Raw genomic sequence first — 23,502 nt, 5'->3', positions numbered from 1 at the left:
AAAGCATGTCATTGCGAGCGATAGCGTGGCAACCGCACGGAAGCATAACCGCCCTGTATAGCATGCGGTTGCTTCGTCGTCCCTCCTCGCAATGACATAGTTTATTAATATTAAGAATATTTTATGTTATATAAACTACATCGTTACCTAAACTATACCCTCGCCCTGCTCCTCCTCACGGCCTTCACAGCTCATGCCGATTCTATTCTGTCCAAAAATATTTCTGTACATGTAACCGAAATGCGCCTGGGTACTGTGCTTAAAACCATCGAGCAAAAGGGTAACTTCTATTTTTCATACAATAGCAACATCGTAAAAACTGATAGCCTGGTCACCGTTAACGCTGATAACTGGACAATAAAGGAAGTGCTCGACCATATGCTCAGCTACCGTTTTGAGTATCGCGAAACCAAGAATTTTATTATCCTGAGATATGCCCCCCTCCAACTCACCATAGTTACCGATAAGGCTGCTACGGAGGGCGATAGTTATGCCATCAGCGGCACGGTTACCGACGAGCAAACCGGCCACAAACTGCCGAATGCCAGCGTATACTCGCATGAGCAACTACAATCAGTATTGACAGATAAAGACGGTCATTTTGATATGACGATTCGCAATCAAGGTCAACCGATCACCTTAACCATAAGCAGGGAATTTTATAAAGACACCACCGTTACCTTCCTGGCTGATGTTAACGTAAGAAGTACAGATACTACACTGAAGAAAAAGAGCCTGCTGGGTTATATCCTTAGTGATGATTATTCTGGCGTTGAGAATACTTCCCTGGGCAGATTATTCCTATCTACCAAACAACAGATCCAGGCAGCCAATCTCGGCGGATTGATTGCACAAGCTCCCTTCCAGGCTTCGGCCATACCCGGCGTTAGCACCCATGGCAATTTCAGCGGACAGGTAGTGAATGTAGTTTCCCTCAATGCAGTCGGCGGGTACAATGCCGGTGTCGACGGTTTTGAAATGGGCATTATTTTCAATTTAGATAAAGGCGATGTTGGCGCGGTGCAAATAGCGGGGATCTTCAACGTTGTCGGCGGGTCCGTAAACGGTATTCAGCTTGGTGGCTTGTATAATAATGTACTGGGCAACGTGCGGGGCATTCAACTGGCGTTGCTGCATAACAGCGTAAAACAAAATATGAATGGCCTACAATTGTCAGCACTATATAATCATACCCGTGGATCGGTTAGGGGTATTCAGTTAGGAGCCATAGGCAATATCGCCGGTAAAAATTCTGACGCATTTCAGATTGGAGGTATTGGCAACATTGCACAACAAAAATTTGGTGGCCTGCAGGTAGCGGGCTTGTTTAATTACGCCAAACACCTAACCGGGGTGCAGCTGGCATTGGTAAACATTGCCGATACTTCGTCGGGCTTCAGCATTGGGTTACTGAATATCATCAACAGTGGGTATCATAAGCTGGCTATCTCCACCAACGAAACACAGAATATCAACCTCGCCTTTAAAAACGGTAACCATAACCTGTATACCATTTGGCAGGGCGGCATGCGGGTTGATGGAAATAGCAAATTATATTCGTTTGGTTTAGGTTTTGGGCGCGAGTTTGGTTTAGGCAGACATTTGGCTATCAACACCGAAATCGGCTCAAGTTACCTGTACCAGGGTACCTGGTTAAAAACCAATCAGCTTAATAAATTCAATCTTGATTTTACTTATAAGGTTAGTCGCAAATTTTCCATTTTCGCAGGCCCGTCATTAAATTTTCTATATTCCGATCAGCGTACACCTGTTAATGGCTACGCCTATGTGCGGGATCTGCATCATTCATTTATTCATGATAACCGAAACTGGAGTGGTTGGGTTGGATGGAGCTTTGGGGTTAATTTATTTTGAGGTGTTTAGGTTGCAATTAAAAGCTTTTGGGGATTTGTAACTTACATCGTCGCCCTCTTGGCCGGGCCAAGAGGGCGACGATGTAAGTTAATTACTAATAAAGTTCTTTTCTACCCCTCTCCTCGTAAGCCCAAGCTACCCAATGAACTAATCAATCCAAATCCCCATTACCAAAAGTATCTCCCTGGTTAATATCACCGGTTTCATAGCCTTTTTTAAACCAGTACATGCGCTGGGCGCTGGTGCCATGGGTAAAGCTGTCCGGCTCAACATGTCCTTGGGCCTGCTTTTGGAGACGGTCATCACCGATGGCATTGGCCGCGTTCAGGGCTTCTTCAATATCTCCTTTATCAAGCACGTTTTTCATGCTTTTTTCGTAGTGCGCCCAAACACCCGCGTAAAAATCAGCCTGTAATTCCAGCTTTACTGAAAGTTTGTTGTATGCTTTTTCACTTAAACGAGACCGTGCCGCGTCCATTTTTTGCGAAACACCTAACAGATTTTGCACGTGATGACCAACTTCATGCGCTATTACGTAAGCCTGTGCAAAATCGCCGGAGGCTCCAAAACGGTTTTTCAATTCGTCGTAAAAAGAAAGATCTATATATACCTGCGAATCGCCCGGGCAATAAAACGGACCACTTGCCGAGCTTGCCGTACCACAGGCTGATTGTACATAACCATTAAATATAGTTAACTGCGGCTTTTCGTAGGTCTTACCCATATCATCAAATAGCTTTGTCCAGATATCTTCGGTATCAGCTAAAACTACGCGTACAAAATGCTTGCCCGCATCCTCGGGGCCGTTGTTGGCCGTTTGCTCCTGCCTTGGCCTATTGGTTGCCACCTGGTTAAGCAGGGCCGAAGGATCGACCCCGGTAAAAAAATAAATTGCAGCGGCTATCAAGCCAAGCAATCCTCCACCTATGGCTAACCTGCCACCGCCTCCGCCCCGTTCATCGTTAACGTTATCACTTTCGCGTCTGCCAAACCATTGCATATTTGCCCCCCAACCCCCTAAAGGGGGTGTTTATTTTAGAGATAATAAAAAAAGCCCCTGTTTGTTTTCACAGAGGCTTCAGATTTTTTAAACTCCCCCTTCAGGGGGCCGGGGGGCGATACTACTTCACTATCTCAAACACCGCCTGGATCTGGAAGCTCAGCTTAATAGTTTTGAAGCTGATATCTGATTCTGCAACATTGCTGTCGGCCGATGCTTTGAACATCATAGCATTGGCATAAACGCGTGGCTGCGGGAAGCTGCTGTTATCACTTTCGGTAATGTTAATTGCACCACCCAGTTTTTCGCCAAGGGCAGCTAACAGGTAAGTTGCTTTATCGCGTGCGGCAAGTAGGGCTTTGATTTTAAGATCTCGTTTCAGATCGGCCATTTTTGAATAGTCGTAGCTTTCAATATTGGTTGATTGGATGCCTTTGGGATCAATCTTCGACATGATCTGGTTAAACTTGTTCAAATCGCGCACACGTAAGCCGTATTGTTTGCTGGCCAAAAAGTCGGGTGCTTTTTTCTTTTGGTAAGTGTTGTTCCAGGCCGATACATTATTCACTGTAAAATCTGACGATGGAATGCCGGCATCTTTCACGGCTTTTTCCAACTGATCTTCCAGGTCATTGATGGCGATGTGCTTTTTGCCGTCCATGTATTCCTGAAGTGATATGGTTACATTTATAATATCAGGGGTAACGTCCTGTTCGGCAATACCGGTAACTTCAATTTTACGCCTAAGGTCAACGTTTTGGGCAAATGCTCCAACAGTAGTTGCTAATAGTGCGGCAAGGATAAATAGCTTTTTCATGTGTATTTTATTTGATGTTATGACTAAGGTAACGTGTATTTAGTTTAATATGTAACAGTAAGGCTACAATTATTTACTAAGCCACTGGTATACTTGTAAATAAAAAGGAGTGGTTTTGCCTGGAGTGAAATTTCAATTCCCCTCTCCACAGAAACCTAATAAACACTCGCTCAAACCCATTCAACCTTTAATGGTTATATTACAACACATTAAGTTATTTGGCTATGAGATCGATATGGAAAGGTTCGATAGGTTTTGGGTTGGTGAGCATTCCTGTTAAATTGTATTCGGCGGTGCAAACCAGTTCGCTCGACTTTGATATGCTGGACAGTCGCGATCACGCGCGCATCCGCTATCAGCGGGTGAATGAAAATACCCATAAGGAGGTACCGTACGACAAAATAGTAAAAGGCTACAAGCTGGATGAGGATTATGTGATTATGGATGAGCAGGATTTTGAAGATGCCGCACCCGAAAAAAGCAAAGTAATTGAAATAGAAAGCTTTGTTGATATAGCCGATGTAAACCCTATGTTTTATGAAACATCATACTACACCGAGCCCGATACCAAAAACAATAAAGCCTATGCCCTGCTTATCCAGGCATTGACACAATCAAAAAAAGCAGGACTGGCGCGTTTCGTTTTGCGCAGTACCGAAAGCCTTTGTATAGTTCATCCGCTTAAAAATGTACTGGTGGTTACCCGTATCCGTTTTGCACAGGAGATCCGCAATACGGATGACCTTAATCTGCCCGATAAGATTGATGTAAGTAAAAAAGAACTGGATATGGGGCTCACCCTGATAAACCAATACGCCGAAGATTTCGACGTATCCAAATTTAAGGATGAGTATAATGATGAACTGCTCAAAATCATCGAAGCCAAATCAAAAGGCAAACGCGCCAAGGTTAAAAAGCTTAAACCGCGTAAAACCGGCGGTGATGATCTATACGATCAACTGATGGCAAGTTTAAAAACAAAGAAAGGAGCTTGATGAAGTCCGAAGCCGGGAGTTGGAAGTATTATGTCGGCTTACTTAATTCCTTAAAATCGGGCATGTTGTATGCTTTTTAGAACTTTTGATTGCAGGCGCTTGCCGGCAAGTTTCATGCTGAGACGAAAAATCCAGTCTTGGATATGCTTAAAATTATCATAATAATTAATTTAATTGTTTAAATAATAAAATTCGGCTTTGTGTTTGTAGATATTTCCTCGCAAAAACATTAAAATATCTACCATGGCAACTACAAAAGTAAAATCACCCGAGCAAACTGCCAATGTGCAGGAATCGGCCTTGAACGAGTTATTTATTGATGAATTAAAAGACATTTATTGGGCCGAAAAACATCTTACCAAAGCATTACCCAAAATGGCTAAAGCAGCAACATCTGATGAATTACGTTCTGCTATTGAAAACCACCTGGCCGAAACTGAACGCCAGGTCATCCGTTTGGAAGATGCTTTCGCATCTATCGGTCAAAAGGCCGTAGCAGTAAAATGTGAAGCAATGGCCGGATTGATCAAGGAAGGCGAAGAAATTGTATCCGAAACAGAAAAAGGCAGCATTACCCGCGATGCAGGGATTATTTCAGCAGCTCAAAAAATTGAGCACTATGAAATTGCATCTTACGGTACGCTCCGCACTTTGGCCAGTGTATTGGGGTATGATCATGCAGCCGAACTGCTTGATTCAACCTTACAGGAAGAAAAAACATGCGATAGCCTGCTCACTCAAATTGCCGAGGCCGGCATTAACCAGGCATCAAAAGCAGAAAAAGCTTAAACCGTTTATTAGTTTTTTTAAGAGCGGTCGCAGGGGATTTATTCCTTGCGGCCGTTTTTGTAAAAAAACCTTTTCATCCAAATTGTCATTTCGACAGAGCCGGGCGGGGCGTGTGCGCCGGGGCGAAAGAGAAATCTTATACACCTCGCAAATCAGCATGCTATATAGATGGCTGGATGTATAAGATTTCCCCTTGTTCCTTGTCGAAATGACTTGTATACTCTCCTATTAATTAAAATCTTTCCACAAACAATAACCAGAGAATATGGTTTATCGTCAAAAACCGACGCCCTATGAAACAATTCAAACTGGTACTATTTGCCTTTTTAGTCTGCTTTTGCGCTTCTGTTTTTGCCCAGGACAAATTAGATGGCGTTTATGCAGGATGCGAATTTTCGCCAAGCCCCATATTTGGCGGCGGCATGAACAGAACAGACATTGCTATATTGTTCAGGCCCGATGGCACTTTCAATGATGTGCTTAACCGTACCGACTGGCAAACCAACGTGAGTGGCCATTACACTATAAGCAAAGGACAGGTAACCCTTAAATACACCAAAAGCTCGTCTGTTTATGCCATAACCAAATACGGAAGCCTTTCTAATTATGCACATGAGTTGTTTAAGCTTCAGGGGAATATTATACCTGCGGGCTATTATTCATTTATCAGCGCTATGGGCGGTGGAGGCGCAGCCTATGGCACAACTTACGTAGGTGCTTTAAGCACACAGGGATTAAATTTCGACGAAAAGGGTCACTTTAGCAATTCACGTTATTCGGGCTCCGTTGTAGCCGGCGAAAATGTTGGCGGCGGCAGTTCGAGCAGTAAGGACGGCAGCGGTACCTATAAAATAAACAAAGGGGTGCTTACGCTTACCTATACTGATGGCCATACCGAACTGCACAGCTTTTTTTGCGATATGGGTGGTAAAACCCGTATGGCTGTGGTTGACGGACGGGTATTTTTTGTAGACAATAATGACAATGCTACTGCCAACAACACAAAGTCATTAACAGGGGCTAAAAAGACTTCGGAAAACACTGCTGCCAATAATGCCGCTGCCCCGGATGGAAAAACACTGCTTTTAAAAGCTAATGCCACTCATGGTGGCGATAAACTGAATGCATTGAAAACAGCACGATTAACAGGCTCTGTTTCGGGGTTAAAAGTTGTTGAGCTGATTGATATACCCAACAGCAAGGTGCGTGTTGAAATATGGAAAAACGGCAAACCTGTTTCGGTGCAGCAAACTGAAGGCAATACCGGATGGCAGTGGAGCAGCGGTAACAAGTCCGATCTGCCGGCCAGTAGCGTAGCCGAGGTAAAAACAGCCCTTTACACCGGGGTTCTCGGTTTACGTAAATCATTGCTTGATCAAATGCAGATCATCAATACGCAAAAAATCCCCGCCAATAACATGTACACCGTTCAATGCAAGTTAAATGGTAACGAATATATATTTGCTATAAATGATCAAAACCAGTTGATGGCTTACGGCTATAAGGTGGGCGACAAAACACTGTTCTCGATGTTGTCAGATCTTCGGCCGGTACAGGGTATCACCATTCCCTATCATGAGGCAACAACAAGCGGCCAGCAAAAGCTTAATATCCAATATGACAATATGGATGTGAACCCGGTTTTGGACCAGCAAAGCTGGGCGGTGCCTGCTGGGAGCTAAATCAAGTTCAGGTCGATAATTTATTCGGTTTCAAATAAAGATAATCATTCTTAAAATCGATTATCATATTGAACCTCTTTAACAAACCATTACCCAGATAGTTAATTTCAAAACCAAGGGGATTTTTATTGCTCAAAATAAGCGTTGACACATTGGTAACCGGGAAGCCGTTAAGCCTGAACAGCGGAGCTTCTACTATTTTCATATCATACTTTACCCCACGAGGGTCGCTGATGGTGGATGACTTGATAACTTTTAAATTAGTCGGGAAATCATTTTTAGCTGCCCAGGCACTGTCCAGTATTGCTGATTGATCGGACCCGGTATCCATCGAAAAATTGCCGGTGTATTTTTTCCTGCCTATTTCAAACATTCCGATAGCATAAGGAAACGACCGCATAAACCCAATCTTCGAGCGCTCATAGTTTTTCAACCCCTTTGGCTTTGTGTTATGGATGATGATACGATTGTTATCATAATCAACCTCTACCAACTTACCTTCAAACAGGTTCCAGCCAAACCGGCCATCCATTCCCGTCGAGGTTATGTTTGTGGGTAAAATTTCCTGATTGTGCCAAACAGCCGTTCCCATTTGCAGTTTTAGCACTTTGCTCATTTCATTAAAATTCGGCTTTGCTTTACCCGCCAGCACATCGGCGTGATTGGGCAATAGCTTAGTCTTCTTTAGTATAGCATCCTTAGTTAAATGAAAATCAAACGAACTCAGATCAAAATGCAGGTTTAACGTATCGGTATCATTCATTACAGCTTTTACCGCTATGGCGCTATAGGCCGTAAGCTTAAACGGAATAGTATCGTTTTTGGTAACGCCCCCATTCTGTTTATTTACCGGTGGAATAGCGCTCGCTATTTGTGTATAGCACGAATCCTTTCCGTTAAGCAGGATGACGAAATTATATCGGGTACCAGGTTTAACCTTTACCCTTATGGAATCTATATCTGTATAAAAAGTAACCCATTTAGTTGCCCGTGTCCTGTCGGCAGTATAAACATCAGGTCGCATTTTTGGCGAAAGCGACCAGGCATTCTTATCCAGAAATCCGCCATCGTTAATGGCTACTTTTTTTGATGTCGCTTTGGTCACGGGTAGTTTCGACTGGCCAATAACAAACCCTGCCGGAAGCAGGCAGATAAACAGTAAAAAGTATTTCATCGGTTTATGATGTATGTTGCTAAAGATACATTACAGGCGCTGTAAATGAGTGCTTTTATCCGCAAAAAAGTAATTTCTTAAAACTTTTAAAGCAATAAGGCTATTATACTAATATCTATGAAAATCATTAATTAAAACAAAGTATTATGAACTCACTCCTGTATATCATTGCAGTGATCCTTATTATAGGATGGGCAATTGGCGTATTTTTCACATCGGTAGGCGGCCTGATCCATATCTTGCTGGTAATAGCCATTATCGCGCTTTTATTAGGCTTAATCAGGCGGTCGACAGCTATATAAAACCGCTGAAAATAAAATCATAGGCTATCTCAAAAGAGATAAACTATCTGAACCTTGATTCGCTTGATTTGCGGATTACCTGATAAAATCAGAAAGTCTTTAAATCAAATGGATCAAGGTTTTTTGTATACTTGTTTAGTTGTCAGGATAAATCCTTAAATCAGGAGAATCAAGGTTTGAAAAATATATACATTTCATTGTTTATTGCAGCTATAGCCGCCATTAGCGCATGCTCACCTAAAGTACAACCCTACGCTACCACCAATAAAGTGTATCATACCCAAACCGACTCATTAGTTGAAGTCATCAGTCGCGAACAACCGGCTATGCTGGTTGACAGTGTAGGTGAGGCTATTCCATCAGAGTGGATAGGTACCGTAAATTTTAACCTGCGCAAACCTAACTATGTAATCATTCATTATACTGCACAGGATTCGGTTAAACAAACCCTCAACACTTTCACCTTAGTAAAACCCCAGGTAAGCGCACATTACGTAGTAAGTAAAGACGGTAAGGTTTATCATATGCTCAATGATTACCTGCGGGCCTGGCATGCAGGCATCAGCAAATGGGGAAGTATCACTGATATGAACAGCTGTTCCATTGGCATTGAGATTGACAATAACGGGCACGAACCTTTTAATGATGTACAAATAAAAAGCCTGCTGGCTTTATTGGCTCAGTTAAAGAAAACTTACAATATCCCGCAGGCCAATTTTATCGGGCACCAGGATATAGCACCGCTACGCAAACCAGACCCGGGACCATTATTTCCATGGAAACTATTAGCTCAAAAAGGCTTTGGTTTTTGGAGAGAAGAGTTGCTTGAGCTTCCGCCCGATAATTTTGATTATGCCACTGCACTTAAGCTCATCGGCTATGATATCAGCAACCTGCCTGTGGCCATCGTTGCTTTTAAACGTCACTTTGTACAAACTGATGAAACACCGGTAATGACGCAGTTGGATTTAAATATACTTTATAACGTTTATAGAAAATATTAGCCCCCCGCCCCCTAAAGGGTCCTAAAGGGGGAGTATCGAACAGCTCCATAACTGGATAATTATTTACAAGAGGGAATAATTATCTTTATAGGGTTTGTCACATCACCATGCAAATAGCCCCACATCCTTTGCTTTCGGGTATTGTTAAGCATTATTTAATTATAGCGCATAAACAGCATGCTGTCATGAATTACCGTCTGTTTTCTGACGGAAACCCTGGGATGGTATTTCATTTAAAAGCTCCCCTACTCCAATACAACCAGCTACACACCTTTGCCAGCAAGCAGCCAGGCAGTTTTGTTTATGGGCAAATAACTCATTATAGTGATATTATTTCGGCGGGTGAACTGGCTATGCTGATTATAGTTTTACAACCCAATGCATTTCTACCCCTGCTTGGCCTGCATGCCTATGAGCTAAATGACAACACCGTACCGTTAAAAGATCTTTTCGGACAGGAAGCTCTCGATCTTGAAGACAGGATCGCAAACGCTGCCAACCTTCCTGCTGCAGCCGCAATTGCCGAACAGTTTTTATTAAGAAAGACCGCTTCCAAAGTCAAATATGCTGGCATTACAGATCAGGCTATAAGCATCATTCATGCAAATAAAGGCATTATCAACGTTCAAACCCTGCTGACCAAGATACCTGTAACCGAACGGCAGCTTGAGCGTAAGTTCAACGAGGAAGTTGGCATCTCTCCCAAAAAGTTTATCGACGCAGTAAAATTTCAAACCTATCTCAAGCAACTACAAAAACTATCTTCAATAAAAGAGCTAAGTTCATTGAGCTATGCCTGCGGATACTATGACCAGGCGCATCTTAATCACTTTTTCCGGAAACATACCGGCGTTACTCCCCTGCAATACAAAGCCAATCATAATCTACTGGCAATTAACTTTATGCCGTTGGTTTAAAATTGCATTTGTCGGTTTTTTACAATGCAATCCGCTATACTTCGGATAATTTTGAAATGAAAAAAAATGATCAGCATATGGAAAACCTAACAATCGCCACGGCACAATTTGAAAATAAAAGTGGCGATAAAGCCTACAATTTATCGGTTATTGAGCAAATGACGGCGGATGCGGCGGCGCAAGGAGCCAAAGCAATTGCTTTTCATGAATGTTCTATAACAGGCTACACATTTGCCAGGAAACTTAACAAAGCACAGATGCTTGATCTCGCCGAAGAAATTCCCGGCGGACCGAGCATCACCACATTAACCGAATATGCCCGAAAATATAACATTGCCATACTGGCCGGCCTGTTTGAAAAGGACAAAGATGACAATCTGTTTAAAGCCTATGTATGCGTTGATAAAACCGGGCTCATTGCCAAACATCGCAAATTACATCCTTTTATCAATACGCATCTTTTACCGGGCACCGCATATACCGTATTTGATTTTTATGGATGGAAATGCGGGATCCTTATTTGTTATGATAATAATGTAATTGAAAATGTACGCGCAACTACCTTGCTTGGGGCACAGGTAATTTTTATGCCGCACGTTACCATGTGTACACCGTCAACCCGACCAGGTGCCGGTTTTGTTGACCCGGAATTATGGAAAAATAAAGAAGCAAACGCTCATCTGCTTCGCCAGGAGTTTGACAGCCTTAAGGGCAGGCAATGGCTGATGAAATGGTTGCCAGCGCGGGCCTATGATAACGCGGTTTATGCCATATTCTCCAACCCAATAGGCATGGATGATGACCAGCTAAAAAACGGATGTTCCATGATCATTGATCCTTACGGCGATATTATGAGCGAATGCCGATCATTGAATAACGAAATTGTTTTGGCCGAACTAACACCCGATAAATTGGAAAAAGCAGGGGGCTATCGTTACGTCCAGGCCAGGAAGCCTGATCTATACCGTGATATCATCGGCCGCGAACATGAAAGTTTTCAGAAAGTGGTTTGGCTTTGATATTAAGATACCGATGTACATATCACCACCGGTGTACAACTTGCGCTCATTTGTAATGAGCGCTTAATCCGGTTTGGCGATTGCATCGCCAGTCGCGTTACAAACGCTAACCCATGTTAAGCACTCGTTGAAAACGAGCGCAGGGAAAAAAGATAAAGGCCCGGCAGGGTGAACCTACCGGGCCTTTATCTTTTCAAAACTCCCCTTTAGGGGCTGGGGGACTACTAATCAATCCACTCAAACTTAGTATACGGCACAAGTACCTCCGGCACTTTAATACCTTTTTCGGTTTGGTTATTCTCCAATAAAGTAGCAACTATACGCGGCAGGGCCAGTGCACTGCCGTTTAACGTATGCGCTAATTGTGTTTTACCATCGGCATTGCGGAAACGTAGTTTAAGCCTGTTACTCTGAAAAGTTTCAAAGTTTGATACTGATGAAACTTCCAGCCAGCGTTGTTGTGCTGCGCTCCAGGTTTCCATATCGTAGGTTAAGGCAGATCCAAAACCCATATCACCACCGCAAAGGCGCAATACGCGGTATGGCAAGCCTAATTTTTGTAACAAGCCTTGCACATGGCTACTCATCAACTCCAAAATTTCGTATGATTTATCGGGATGAGCTATAGTTACAATCTCCACCTTATCAAACTGGTGCAGGCGGTTCAAACCACGAACGTGTGCGCCATATGATCCAGCCTCACGACGGAAACATGGTGTATGGCCGCAGTTACGTACAGGTAACTGGTCTTCTTTTAATATCACCTCGCGGTACAGGTTGGTAATAGGCACTTCGGCAGTAGGGATCAGGTACAGGTTATCGATACCTACGTGATACATCTGCCCTTCTTTATCCGGCAATTGTGAAGTACCGAAGCCTGATGCTTCGTTTACCATTAAAGGCACGCTTACTTCGCTGTAGCCTGCTTTTTCGGCTTCGTCAATAAAGTAATTGATCAAAGCACGTTGCAGTTTGGCACCTTTATTTTTGTATACAGGGAAACCGGCTCCGGTTATTTTAACGCCCAGTTCAAAATCAATCAGGTTGTATTTTGCAGCAAGCTCCCAGTGCGGCAAAGCATCAGCCGGCAACTCTGGTTTTTTGCCATTCTCCAATACTACTTCATTGTCTTCAGGAGTTAAGCCTTGGGGTACTGAACTATGTGGCAGGTTTGGCAACAACACCAGTTTTTGGTATAATTCTTCTTCGGTAATGGCAAGCAGGTCTCCCAATTTCTTGATCTCCTCTTTCCAGGCACCAGTCTTGCCTTTAAGCCCTTCAGCCTCTTCTTTTTTTCCGGCGCGCATCAGCTCACCTATCTGTTTTGCAGCTGCATTGGCCTCGGCCGAAACATTATCCATACTGGTTTGAGTGGAGCGACGTTTATCGTCCAGTTCAATTATTTCATCAACCAGTTGGGGCTGTTTAAAATTTTTTACAGCCAAACGTTCCAAAACCTGTTCCCGGTTATCACGGATATAACTAACTTGCAGCATTATTTTATTTTTTAGGCAAAGATATAATTAGTTCATTGTTTATGGTTCATAGTTCATAGCTGATTTATGAAATTTAAAAACCATCAACCAATATCCATGAACTATGATCTATGAACCATGAACAATCCCATAGGCAAACTATACTTAGTCCCCACCCCGATAGGCAATCTGGAAGATATGACCTTCAGGGCTATCCGCGTGCTAAAGGAAGTGGATCTGATACTGGCTGAAGATACCCGCACCTCCGCTCCGATGCTCAAACACTTCGAGATCCATCAAAAAGTATTCGCGCACCATCAGCATAACGAGCATCAATCAAGCAACGAGATCATTAAGTTTTTGCTGCAGGGGAAAAACATCGCGCTTATTTCAGACGCGGGTACACCGGCAATTTCCGATCCGGGTTTTTTCCTGGTACGTGAAGCATTAAAGTTTAATATCGCCGTGGAATGCCTGCCGGGCGCTACCGCCTTTGTACCGGCACTGGTTAACTCGGGCTTCCCTACCGATAAGTTTTGTTTCGAGGGATTTTTACCGCTGAAAAAAGGCCGCCAAACCAGGTACAAGTTTTTGGCCGAAGAAGAACGCACCATCATACTATATGAGTCGCCCCACCGTTTGTTAAAAACACTGGATGAAATGGCAACTTATTTCGGGGCCGACAGGCAAATCTCCGTATCGCGCGAACTTACCAAAATGTTTGAAGAAACCGTGCGGGGTACTGTGCTTGAAGTAAAACAGTACTTTGAAACACACCCCATGAAAGGCGAGTTTGTAATGTGTGTTGCAGGGGCTGCGGCTAAGCCGGCAAAGGGAAAGTATGACAGGGATGAGGAGGAATAAAGCAACTGCTCTCCTGTATGTCATTGCGAGGAACGAAGCAATCGCATGCTATACAGAGCGGCTGTGCTTCCGTGCGGGGGCCGCGTTAGGGATTGCAGTGTAAAGCCCACAGCGTGTGTAGGGAGTGAGGGCAGGAAAAGCGAGGACTTGTAACGGAAAGCCCGGGCCGTAGGCAACGCCCATGTTATAAAATCGATTTTAAAATATATTTAATAATCAACAACTTACGATCACGTCATTATAAGGTACGAAGCAATCACATACTATACAGAACGGCTGTACTTCCGTGCGATTGCCACGCTGCGCTCGCAATGGCATTGTTAATATAAGTAAATAAACTAAATAACCTCGTAATGACGGTTCTGAATAAATACAGCGACAACTGAATAATACATTGTCATCTACATGAAAAAAAAACTACCATTAGCCATACTATCGGGCTTACTTTTATGGATAGCCTGGCCGCCTACCCCTTATACTACATTTTTACTTTTTATAGGCTTTGTGCCTATGCTGCTGGCCATTGAAAACATCATTAATGATGCCAGGCCTAAAAAAGGCAGACGGGTATTTAATGTAACTTTCATCGGATTTTTTATCTGGAACTCACTGTCTGTTTACTGGGTTTACAATGCGCTTAAAATAGTTGGCGAGGTTGTAGCTATTCCCATTACGCTTATCCCCTATTCGCTTGGGCCACTGTTGATGGCAACAGCTTTCTGGCTATATTACAGACTAAGATTGGTTGCTCCCCGCTGGATAGCGCTCATTGGCCTGGTTTGCTTTTGGATAGGATACGAATACCTGCACCAAAGCTGGGATCTTTACTTTCCGTGGATGACCCTTGGTAACGGCTTTGCCGTAGCACATCAGTGGGTGCAATGGTATGAGTACACCGGCGTGTACGGTGGTACTGTATGGATCTGGGCTGTAAATATCCTCGTTTTTTTAATTTACATTGGCTTTCGCGAAGCTCAAACAAAAAACACACGGATGGCTTTATCCGCAGCTTTGCTGATAGCGATAGCAGCGCCTCTCGGTTACTCACTATCGGTTTACAGCAATTACGTTGAAGAAGTAAACCCATCAAATATTGTTATTGCACAACCCAATATCGACCCATATGAAAAGGACGGTACCATCCCTCCGGCCTTGCAAATTGATATCCTGATCCATCTTTCAAGACAGGTGGCACAGCCCAACACCGAATTTTTTATCTGGCCCGAAACGGCTATTCCAGCGCCTGTTTATATTAACGAAGATCAGATAGGCCAAAACGACTTTATTAAACAAGCCCAGTTCTTTTTACGCAAGTACCCGAACGGCAACCTGGTTACCGGAGCTGAAACATACAGGCTGTATAACAACCGCGCTACACCAACAGCGGTTCCTTCGCCATGGGGGGGCGACCAGTTTGCAGATTTTTACAGTACAGCCCTCAACATTGAAAATGGCGACCGCATCCAAGCCTACCACAAATCGCGTTTAGTGCCCGGGGCAGAGTCATTGCCTTTTGGAGATGCGCTTTCATTCTTAAAACCCGTATTTGAGCATTTAGGTGGCGCCACAGGCAATTATGCCCCCGAAAAGGATGCAAAAGTGCTTTATTCCCAAAGCGGCATCGGGGTTGATCCTGTTATTTGCTATGAATCGATATGGGGAGGGTATATTGCCCGCTCGGTTAAAAAAGGAGCCCAGTTTATCGCCATTATCACCAACGATGGCTGGTGGGAAAACACCTCGGGTAAAGACCAGCATTTGGATTACGCCAAACTTCGCGCTATTGAAACGCGCCGCTGGGTTTGTCAATCGGCCAACACCGGTATTTCCGGCTTCATCAATCAACGCGGCGATGTGGTTAAACACACCGACTGGTGGGTTAAAACCGCCATCAAACAGGATATTAACCTTAACAGCGAGCTTACTTTCTACGTCAAACACGGCGATTATATCCCGCAAGCAGGCAGTGCGTTAGCTGGCGTTGGCATATTATTTTTATTAGGAATGAGGTTGAGAAAGAAACAAACCTTAACGGCTTAAAAGTTTAACACATAAACCGTTAATCAAGTATTGATAGGGTGGTTTTGATGATATCATCAAAAAAAGCCTTGTCGGCAGTTGCTTTGGCAGATACCTGCATGCCCCTTACCGCATTCATTATGAACCGGGCCAATGCAAGGGAATCCTGGGTGTTACGGATCTCACCACTCTCCTGTCCCTTTTTTATAGCACTAAGAACCGCGTTTTCAAACTGCTGCTCATTCCGGCAGATCACATTCTTAACTTCAGCATCAAGCGATGCCAGTTCAATTTCTGCATTTACCATAAAACAACCTTTGCGTTGCTCATCATTTAGCAGCGTGCTCATAGTAAGCTCCAAAAGTTTCTTTATCGCCTCTTTGGCCGATGCTGTATTATTGATAATATCACACATCTGGCTTCCCCCGGCCTTTTGATAGCTATCCAAAGCTTTAATGTATAAAGCGTGTTTATCGCCAAAGGTATCATACAAGCTCGAGCGGCTTATACCTAAACCGTCAACCAAATCCTGCATAGACGTGCCATTGTAGCCCTTATGCCAAAAAATGCAAACGGCCTTGCTCAACACCTCGGCTTCATCAAAATCTTTACTTCGTGCCATAACAGAAAAGCTTTACCCGTTTTGTGGGCAAAGCTATTCATTTTTAGTTAATTGTTAATCTGTATTCTCGTTAGCGCCCCTAAATAGCCCTAAGCAGCGTAATTTACCTTACACCGCCGCTTGCAAGAATAATTTCGCCGGTTAACCAGCGTGACTCATCAGATGCCAGGAATACGGCAACAGGTGCAATATCATCCGGCTGACCGATGCGGCCCAACGGTGTAGTTTTTTCAATCTCAACCTGGAAATCGCTGCCGATAAACCCTGCTGTGTGCGTACCTTCGGTTTCAACCATGCCCGGGTTAATTGCGTTTACACGGATTTTTTTAGGGCCAAGCTCTTTTGATAATACCTGTGTGATAGAATCAACCGCGCCTTTAGTGCCGGTATAAATAGCGCTTTGTGGTGGGGTAATGCGGGTTACAGTTGAGCTTATGTTGATTATGCTACCGCCATTATCACCAAAGTTATTTACCGCTCCCTGAGTAGCAAGCAACAAACCAAGTACGTTGGTATTAAACTGACGGTGAAATTCTTCTTCTGTAACGGCCTCTATCGGCGTAAATTGATATACACCTGCATTGTTTACCAAAACGTCAACACCACCAAAAGCTTCTTTGGTTTCAGCAAAAAGCCGATCAACATCTGCTTTTACCGCTACGCTGCCTTGTACAGCGATAGCTTTGCCACCATTTGCGGCAATCTCAGCCACAACTTTATCGGCGCCTGTTTTATCCGACGCATAGTTTACAACTACTGCCGCTCCTGCTGAGGCCAGGCTTTTAGCTATGCCTGCACCGATACCTTTTGATGCCCCTGTTACAACTGCTACTTTGTTCTCTAATTTTTTCATTTTATGGAAGATTAATTTAATTTTGGAATAATCGTTCCGCAAATGTATGTGCAATTTGGAACAATCGTTCCTAAATTATTTTTTATTAGGCTGGGATGACAAATAAGAATTAATACGCCAGGTAATAGCCGTGTGTAAGATAAGGAATAATGACATTTCGATAGAGCCGGTGGAGCATGAAGCGTTGGGGCGAAAGAGAAATCTTGTACGCCACGCATTATCGCTAGTCCGACTTAGGCATTGAGTATAAGATTTCTCCTCAGCCCGGCACAGCCCTTGCTTGTTCGTCGAAATGACAATCGGTTTTCCTTATTGTCCCCCCCTACTCTTCCGTCGCCATTTCGTTCCTTTTCAGGATAAAGGCCATCAGGTCGTTTATAGGATGTTTAATGATCTTGCCAGTTTTTACGCCGTGCAGGTGGCACAGCGATACAAGCTCTTCAGAAAACGAATAAGCTATGGAGCCAACAAAGTGACATTTATACTTATGATACTCGGGGTATGATTTGATATTTGTTTCAATAAATTCAACCAAACCATCAACCAGCATGGAATGGCCGTATTCGGTAGTTTTAATTTCACTTACAAACTTACTAAATGATGCCAGGTAAGTATTGGCATTAGGCTTTTGATATACGTTTTTGATTACGATCTCCTTGTTAAGGTGGTAGGCCTTATCAAATTTCTGATTGATATCGTGTGGCATATTGCCATATAAAAAGTCGGTAACCAGCTTTTTGCCAAACCAGGTGCCGGCGCCTTCATCGCCCAAAACAAAACCAAGACCGTGCTGGCCGTCATAAATGTCTTCGCCATCAAAAAAAGAGATATTACTCCCGGTTCCCAGTACACAGCAAATACCTTTTTCATGACCACAGGTTGCATAAGCACACCCAAGCAAATCGCTGTCAACACTGATATAAGCTTTGCCGAAATGTGTGCTCAGGGCATTGGATACTATCTCGTGCCTGTCGGGACTGCTGCAGCCGGCGCCAAAAAAGTAAATTTCAGAAATCTCGGCAGCAAGCGCCACCATTTCCGGGGCCTGCTCCAGCACAATGCGGGCTATCTCCTTTTCGGTTAAAAAATAAGGGTTTAACCCCGCGGTAAGAAACGAGCGGGTTTCCTGGTCTGAAACGGTCAGCAGCCAATCAGTTTTTGATGATCCGCTATCTGCAACTAAGATCATTGACAAATTTCTTCGAGCGCTTTAACAGTAAGTGGCTTATGAATAAACTGGGTTATATGTTTATTATCGCTTGATTGCTTCATATCTGTAGGGTCAAGCGATGATGATAACATATATATTTTTATTCCTTTTTTAGCAATTTCTAAACCGTCATATTCATGCAGAAACTCAAAACCGCTCATCAAAGGCATCCTGATATCCAAAAAAATAACATCGGGGTTTACCGATCCGTTTTTTAATGATTCAATAGCCTCCATTGGCGATTGACGCACAATGATATTTTCGGCAAAGTTGCTGCTCTCTAAAACCCGGCGTGTTATAAAGTTATCAATGTAGTTATCATCAATAAGCAAGCAGGTTTTAAAAGGGGCGGTCATGTTTCAAAAATAAGTTTTTAAACTTATTATTAAAATATTTTTTATTGGATGTTAATGCTATTGGTGATCTGTTTTAACATGATTTCGGCCTGTTTGCTTTGGTATTGTGCAGCAAAAAACTTTGATTGTGCATCAAGATAGTTACGCTGTGCCTCCCTAACTTCGAGCGGAGTAATATTGCCTAACTTATATTTATCAAGTGTAATATCCAGGTTCTTTTTGTTAAGGTTTACGTTGGCTTCTTCGAGCTTAACCAAATCAAGTCCAGACAAATATGCTACAAACAAACTGTTAATCTGGCTTTCAATATTCAGTTTGGTTTGCTTGGCAGCGATACCTGCATTGTCAATCTGGATCTTTGCATTTTTTTCGCGCCTGTTTTGATTAAAGCCGTCAAAAATATTGATAGATGCCGTAAGCCCGTAATTAAACCCGTGCACGTTTTGTGATACCGTAAAGCCTGCCGGCGTTTTACTGTTGGTGAATACATAGCCTGATGTTAAGCCCACCTGCGGATAGCGTGTGGAGCGAACCTGTTTCAGGTTGATCTCGGCCAAACGCTGATTAATTTGTGCCGATAGTATGCCGGGGTTTTGTAGCTGCGCATTGTTAAGCACATCAGCCAGGATGAGTTTATCGTCAACCACAATGGTATCTGCCACCGAAAAGTCTGTTTGCAAATCGCGGATAAGCAACTGGTTAAGCTGTATTTTGGTTGATTTGAACAGCTGATACTGGATAACCAGGTTGCCGGTATCGGTATTGAGATTTACCTGGGCATTAAGCACATCAAGCCTTGATGCCCGGCCTACATTAAACTTATCTGTAGCAATACGCAGTTGAGTATGTGAGATACCTATGGCCCCCTTAAGCGCTTTGATCTGTTCATTTTGACTGATCAGATCATAATAAGTATTAACCACGTTGGCTACTGTGCGCTGTACAGTATCCTGTAAGCGTAAAACGCCAAGCTTATCAAGCTGTTTCAACTGGTCATAAGTGGCAAACATATTGAAGCCATCAAAAATTGTCCAGTTAAGATTTACGCCATAACTATTGTTTGAATTATGTGCATTAATGTTATTATCCTTACCGGTACTAAGTGTCTGCTTGGTTGACTGGCGGCTGTTATTATCCGAAAAATTTCCGGTTAATTGCGGCAAAACGCCCGCGTTGCCCAATGTTACATTATTTGATGCTATTGTTGAGTTGTTTTGCGACAACTTGATGTTATAGTTATTCTTCAGCGCTATTTCCACCGCATCTTTTAAAGTCAGTAATGGTGCGTCCTGCTGGGCTAAGGCTATGGTTGATACCATTGCAAAACCAAAAACCAGGCAGGTTATTTTCTTGATCATCATATTATATTACAGGTTTTCGATCAGTTTAGGTTCATGGTGATGCGGATGACGTGCGGCTTCGGCCATTTCGGCTTCGGCGGCCATATCCTCGGGATCACGGTCATGGTCTTTACGGGTTTTAGCGGCCAGCAGCAGGTACATCATCGGGATGATGTAAAGTGTTAAAACCAAAGAGAACAACATCCCGCCCATAATCACTATACCTAATGATACACGGCTTTTTGCACCGGCGCCAAGGGCAAACGCAATAGGCACGGCACCAAGCACTACGGCTAAACTCGTCATTAATATCGGGCGTAAACGCGCAGTTGCAGCTTCAACAACAGCCTCGTATTTGGCTACCCCCTGCTCCATCCGCTGGTTGGCAAACTCCACAATCAGGATCCCGTTCTTGGTTACCAGGCCCACAAGGGTGATGATCCCGATCTCGCTGAAAATATTGAGCGTTTGGTTAAACAGCCACAGTGATAAAAATGCACCCGAAATAGCCAACGGCACAGTAAGCATCACGATAAATGGATCCATAAAGCTTTCAAACTGGGCGGCCAGTACCAGGTAGATCAATAACAGTGCAAAACCAAAAGCAAAAAGGATGTTCGATGAACCTTCGGCATAATCACGTGACGGACCACTTAACGCAGTACTGAAAGTATCATCAAGCAGGCTTTTGGAGATCCTGTCCATTTCTTTGATACCATCACCAACGGTGTAACCCGGAGCCAAACCAGCCGATAGTGTTGCCGATTTATAACGGTTGAAGTGATAAATGGCCGGAGGTGTTGCTCCCTCGGTTGTTTTAACTACGTTATCCAGCTGCACTAATGTACCTTTTGAGCTTCGCACATAAATTGATTTTAGATCAAGCGGCTGATCTCGATGGGCACGGTCAACCTGAGCTATCACCTGGTATTGTTTGCCATTGATCAGGAAATAATCCAAACGGCCGGCACTATAATACAATTGCAGCGTTTGAGCAATATCATCAACTGAAACACCTAAATCGCGGGCGCGCTCACGGTCGGTCACTACGCGCAGCTCGGGCTTGGTAAATTTCAGGTTAACGTCTGTTCCCTGGAAAACAGGGCTTTTGGACACCTCGGCAAAAAACGTTGGCAGTACCTTGCGGATCTTTTCAAAATCCTGGTTCTGAATAACGTACTGCACCGGCAATGATGTTTTGGAACCCGAGCCACCACCGCTGATGGTTTGTTCCTGCACCACAATAGCGCGGGCATCGGGCATCTTCCTCAGTTTAGCGTTGAGCCAGTCGGCAAGTTCCTGCTGGGTCCGTTTCCGTTCATCGGGGTTAACAAGCCCTACCCTACCGAAGCCGGTATTTGAGGCGCCGCCGCCACCAAATGATGGCGAAACAATTTCAAGGTTAACGTTTGATTCGGGAATTGAATCCTCAACCAGGTTAGATACCTTGTCCATGTATTTGGTCATGTACTCATAGGTTGCACCTTCCGAACCGGTTACACTATAACGCAGCAGACTGCGGTCGTCAAGTGGGGCAAGCTCGGATGGGATAACTTTTATCAGTACCCCAATGATAATGATTGAAGCAGCAAGAATGGCAAATGACACCCATTTGCGCTTCATAAACTTAACCAGCGACTCAGAATATGAGTTGATCATGTTTACAAAGAATGGTTCCGTTCTTTCGTAGAACTTTGATTTCTTTTGATTTTTACGGATCAGTTTCACGTTAAGCATCGGTGTTAACGACAGGGATACGAATGCCGATATCAACACCGCCCCGGCCACCACTACCGCAAACTCGCGGAACAAGCGGCCGGTAAAGCCCTGTAAAAACACAATAGGTAAAAACACCGCTGCAAGCGTAACCGATGTAGATACAACTGCGAAAAAGATCTCGGCCGAACCTTCAAAAGCCGCCTTGCGGATTGCCATACCGGCCTCTACCTTTTTATAGATATTTTCCGTTACCACAATACCGTCGTCCACCACCAGGCCCGTTGCCAATACTATCCCCAAAAGGGTTAATATATTGATGGAGAAACCGAAAATGTACATGATAAAGAACGCGCCGATCAGTGATACCGGGATATCTATGAGCGGACGGAAAGCGATCAACCAATCGCGGAAGAAAAGGTAGATGATAATTACCACCAGCACAAAGGCCACAATGAGTGTTTCCTGTACTTCGGATATTGATTGGTTAATGAACCGGGTATTATCCAAAGCCACTTTTACCGAAATATCCGGAGGAAGATCCTTTTTAATCTGCTCTAAACGGGCGTAAAAATCTTTGGCTATTTGTACATAGTTAGCGCCCGGTTGCGGCACTAAAGCCAAACCAACCATCGGCACACCAGATTCTTTAAAGATGGTTTCTTCATTCGCCGAACCCAATACCGCATAGCCTATATCGCTCAGCCTGATCACCCTGCTGCTATCGGCACGGATAATGAGGTTGTTAAAATCTTTCTCGGTTGCCAGTTTACCTAAGGCCCTGATGGTAACCTCGGTATTGTTACCTTCAATTTTACCGGCAGGCAGCTCCACGTTTTCTTTAGCCAAAGCTGCACCAATATCGGTTGCCGTAACACCAAGGGCCGAAAGTTTGTTAGGATCAATCCACAGGCGCATAGCATACTGGCGCTGTCCCTGTACGTTGATGGTACTTACCCCGGGGATGGTTTGCAGACCTTCCAGCAAAACATTCTCCGCGTAATCATCCAGTTGGTTGATGTTTCGGGTATTACTGCTTACGGTAAGGGTAATGATCTGATCAGCGCTGGCATCGGCCTTGGTTACTACCGGCGGTGCGTTAATATCCTGCGGCAGCTGGCGCTGGGCCTGGCTTACTTTATCGCGCACGTCGTTAGCGGCAGTTTCCAGGTCGGCATCAAGGTCAAACTCAACAGTGATATTGCTTTGCCCAACCGAACTGGTTGACGAGATGTTACGAATGCCAGGTACTCCATTAATGGATTTTTCAAGCGGCTCCGTGATCTGCGATTCAATTACATCGGCATTGGCACCAGAGTAACTGGTGGATACCGAAATGATGGGCGGATCTACCGAAGGGAAATCCCTCACCCCTAAAAATTTATAGCCGATAATACCAAACACAACAATAACCACAGACATTACTGTTGCCAATACCGGCCGCTTAATACTTACTGAGGATAAACTCATATT

The 23,502-nt window shown here is 43.9% G+C and carries 20 protein-coding genes; 10 read left to right on the top strand and 10 right to left on the bottom strand.

The genetic code is table 11. The features are described from left to right. The first annotated feature begins 123 nt into the window (after window positions 1-123). Window positions 124-1,875, top strand: a complete 1,752-nt coding sequence (locus ACEN9X_RS12145; protein ID WP_413670615.1) for a carboxypeptidase-like regulatory domain-containing protein — start codon at window positions 124-126, stop codon at window positions 1,873-1,875. 151 nt (window positions 1,876-2,026) lie between these two features. Here the strand turns inward: ACEN9X_RS12145 and ACEN9X_RS12140 are convergent, their stop codons facing one another. Both ACEN9X_RS12140 and ACEN9X_RS12135 read right to left on the bottom strand, forming a co-directional pair. Further along, window positions 2,027-2,875, bottom strand: a complete 849-nt coding sequence (locus ACEN9X_RS12140) for a neutral zinc metallopeptidase (RefSeq protein ID WP_413670614.1) — start codon at window positions 2,873-2,875, stop codon at window positions 2,027-2,029. 121 nt (window positions 2,876-2,996) lie between these two features. Further along, window positions 2,997-3,692 (bottom strand): SIMPL domain-containing protein, encoded by a 696-nt coding sequence (locus ACEN9X_RS12135; protein ID WP_413670613.1) that lies wholly within the window; start codon window positions 3,690-3,692, stop codon window positions 2,997-2,999. A gap of 224 nt (window positions 3,693-3,916) precedes the next feature. Between ACEN9X_RS12135 and ACEN9X_RS12130 the strand changes: the two genes are divergently transcribed. The 3 genes from ACEN9X_RS12130 (at window position 3,917) to ACEN9X_RS12120 (ending at window position 7,158) form a co-directional block, all read left to right on the top strand. Beyond that, window positions 3,917-4,687: a Ku protein gene (locus ACEN9X_RS12130; protein WP_413670612.1), complete on the top strand. Its 771-nt coding sequence runs from the start codon at window positions 3,917-3,919 to the stop codon at window positions 4,685-4,687. A 243-nt stretch (window positions 4,688-4,930) separates the two neighbouring features. After that, window positions 4,931-5,476, top strand: a complete 546-nt coding sequence (locus ACEN9X_RS12125; RefSeq protein WP_413670611.1) for a ferritin-like domain-containing protein — start codon at window positions 4,931-4,933, stop codon at window positions 5,474-5,476. A 293-nt stretch (window positions 5,477-5,769) separates the two neighbouring features. Beyond that, window positions 5,770-7,158, top strand: a complete 1,389-nt coding sequence (locus tag ACEN9X_RS12120) for a hypothetical protein (protein WP_413670610.1) — start codon at window positions 5,770-5,772, stop codon at window positions 7,156-7,158. Between the two features lie 7 nt (window positions 7,159-7,165). Here the strand turns inward: ACEN9X_RS12120 and ACEN9X_RS12115 are convergent, their stop codons facing one another. Next, window positions 7,166-8,332, bottom strand: coding sequence for a hypothetical protein (locus tag ACEN9X_RS12115; RefSeq protein WP_413670609.1), 1,167 nt, complete (start codon window positions 8,330-8,332; stop codon window positions 7,166-7,168). Window positions 8,333-8,478: 146 nt separating this feature from the next. On the opposite strand from ACEN9X_RS12115, the gene ACEN9X_RS12110 reads away from it, so the two are divergent. The 4 genes from ACEN9X_RS12110 (at window position 8,479) to ACEN9X_RS12095 (ending at window position 11,574) form a co-directional block, all read left to right on the top strand. After that, on the top strand, window positions 8,479-8,634 hold the full coding sequence (locus tag ACEN9X_RS12110; RefSeq protein WP_143065138.1) for a lmo0937 family membrane protein: 156 nt from the start codon (window positions 8,479-8,481) through the stop codon (window positions 8,632-8,634). 176 nt (window positions 8,635-8,810) lie between these two features. Next, window positions 8,811-9,638: an N-acetylmuramoyl-L-alanine amidase gene (locus ACEN9X_RS12105; RefSeq protein WP_413670608.1), complete on the top strand. Its 828-nt coding sequence runs from the start codon at window positions 8,811-8,813 to the stop codon at window positions 9,636-9,638. 107 nt (window positions 9,639-9,745) lie between these two features. After that, window positions 9,746-10,555: an AraC family transcriptional regulator gene (locus ACEN9X_RS12100; RefSeq protein WP_413670607.1), complete on the top strand. Its 810-nt coding sequence runs from the start codon at window positions 9,746-9,748 to the stop codon at window positions 10,553-10,555. Window positions 10,556-10,632: 77 nt separating this feature from the next. Beyond that, on the top strand, window positions 10,633-11,574 hold the full coding sequence (locus ACEN9X_RS12095) for a nitrilase-related carbon-nitrogen hydrolase (protein ID WP_413670606.1): 942 nt from the start codon (window positions 10,633-10,635) through the stop codon (window positions 11,572-11,574). A gap of 224 nt (window positions 11,575-11,798) precedes the next feature. Here ACEN9X_RS12095 and serS read toward each other — a convergent pair whose 3' ends face one another. Beyond that, a complete protein-coding gene (gene serS, locus ACEN9X_RS12090) occupies window positions 11,799-13,070 on the bottom strand; it encodes a serine--tRNA ligase (RefSeq protein WP_413670605.1) in 1,272 nt (423 codons plus the stop codon). 117 nt (window positions 13,071-13,187) lie between these two features. Here serS and rsmI point away from each other — a divergent pair, with 117 nt between their 5' ends. Both rsmI and lnt read left to right on the top strand, forming a co-directional pair. Further along, window positions 13,188-13,913: a 16S rRNA (cytidine(1402)-2'-O)-methyltransferase gene (gene rsmI / locus ACEN9X_RS12085; protein ID WP_413670604.1), complete on the top strand. Its 726-nt coding sequence runs from the start codon at window positions 13,188-13,190 to the stop codon at window positions 13,911-13,913. A gap of 405 nt (window positions 13,914-14,318) precedes the next feature. Beyond that, window positions 14,319-15,953, top strand: a complete 1,635-nt coding sequence (gene lnt / locus ACEN9X_RS12080) for an apolipoprotein N-acyltransferase (RefSeq protein ID WP_413670603.1) — start codon at window positions 14,319-14,321, stop codon at window positions 15,951-15,953. Between the two features lie 19 nt (window positions 15,954-15,972). Here lnt and ACEN9X_RS12075 read toward each other — a convergent pair whose 3' ends face one another. The 6 genes from ACEN9X_RS12075 to ACEN9X_RS12050 form a co-directional block, all read right to left on the bottom strand. Further along, a complete protein-coding gene (locus ACEN9X_RS12075) occupies window positions 15,973-16,554 on the bottom strand; it encodes a TetR/AcrR family transcriptional regulator (RefSeq protein ID WP_413670602.1) in 582 nt (193 codons plus the stop codon). Between the two features lie 103 nt (window positions 16,555-16,657). After that, a complete protein-coding gene (locus ACEN9X_RS12070) occupies window positions 16,658-17,407 on the bottom strand; it encodes a glucose 1-dehydrogenase (RefSeq protein ID WP_091210298.1) in 750 nt (249 codons plus the stop codon). A gap of 322 nt (window positions 17,408-17,729) precedes the next feature. Next, window positions 17,730-18,596: an N-acetylglucosamine kinase gene (locus ACEN9X_RS12065; RefSeq protein WP_413670601.1), complete on the bottom strand. Its 867-nt coding sequence runs from the start codon at window positions 18,594-18,596 to the stop codon at window positions 17,730-17,732. Next, window positions 18,593-18,973, bottom strand: coding sequence for a response regulator (locus ACEN9X_RS12060; RefSeq protein ID WP_110584211.1), 381 nt, complete (start codon window positions 18,971-18,973; stop codon window positions 18,593-18,595). The genes ACEN9X_RS12065 and ACEN9X_RS12060 overlap by 4 nt, the downstream gene beginning before the upstream one ends. A 41-nt stretch (window positions 18,974-19,014) precedes the next feature. Next, complete coding sequence (locus ACEN9X_RS12055; protein ID WP_413670600.1) at window positions 19,015-20,331, bottom strand: TolC family protein; 1,317 nt, start codon at window positions 20,329-20,331, stop codon at window positions 19,015-19,017. A gap of 9 nt (window positions 20,332-20,340) precedes the next feature. Next, window positions 20,341-23,499: an efflux RND transporter permease subunit gene (locus ACEN9X_RS12050; RefSeq protein WP_413670599.1), complete on the bottom strand. Its 3,159-nt coding sequence runs from the start codon at window positions 23,497-23,499 to the stop codon at window positions 20,341-20,343. Window positions 23,500-23,502 lie beyond the last annotated feature (3 nt).

This window comes from Mucilaginibacter sp. Mucisp86, from assembly GCF_047324315.1.
Taxonomy (GTDB): Bacteria; Bacteroidota; Bacteroidia; order Sphingobacteriales; family Sphingobacteriaceae; genus Mucilaginibacter.
This window is presented reverse-complemented; position numbering and strand designations above follow the sequence as displayed.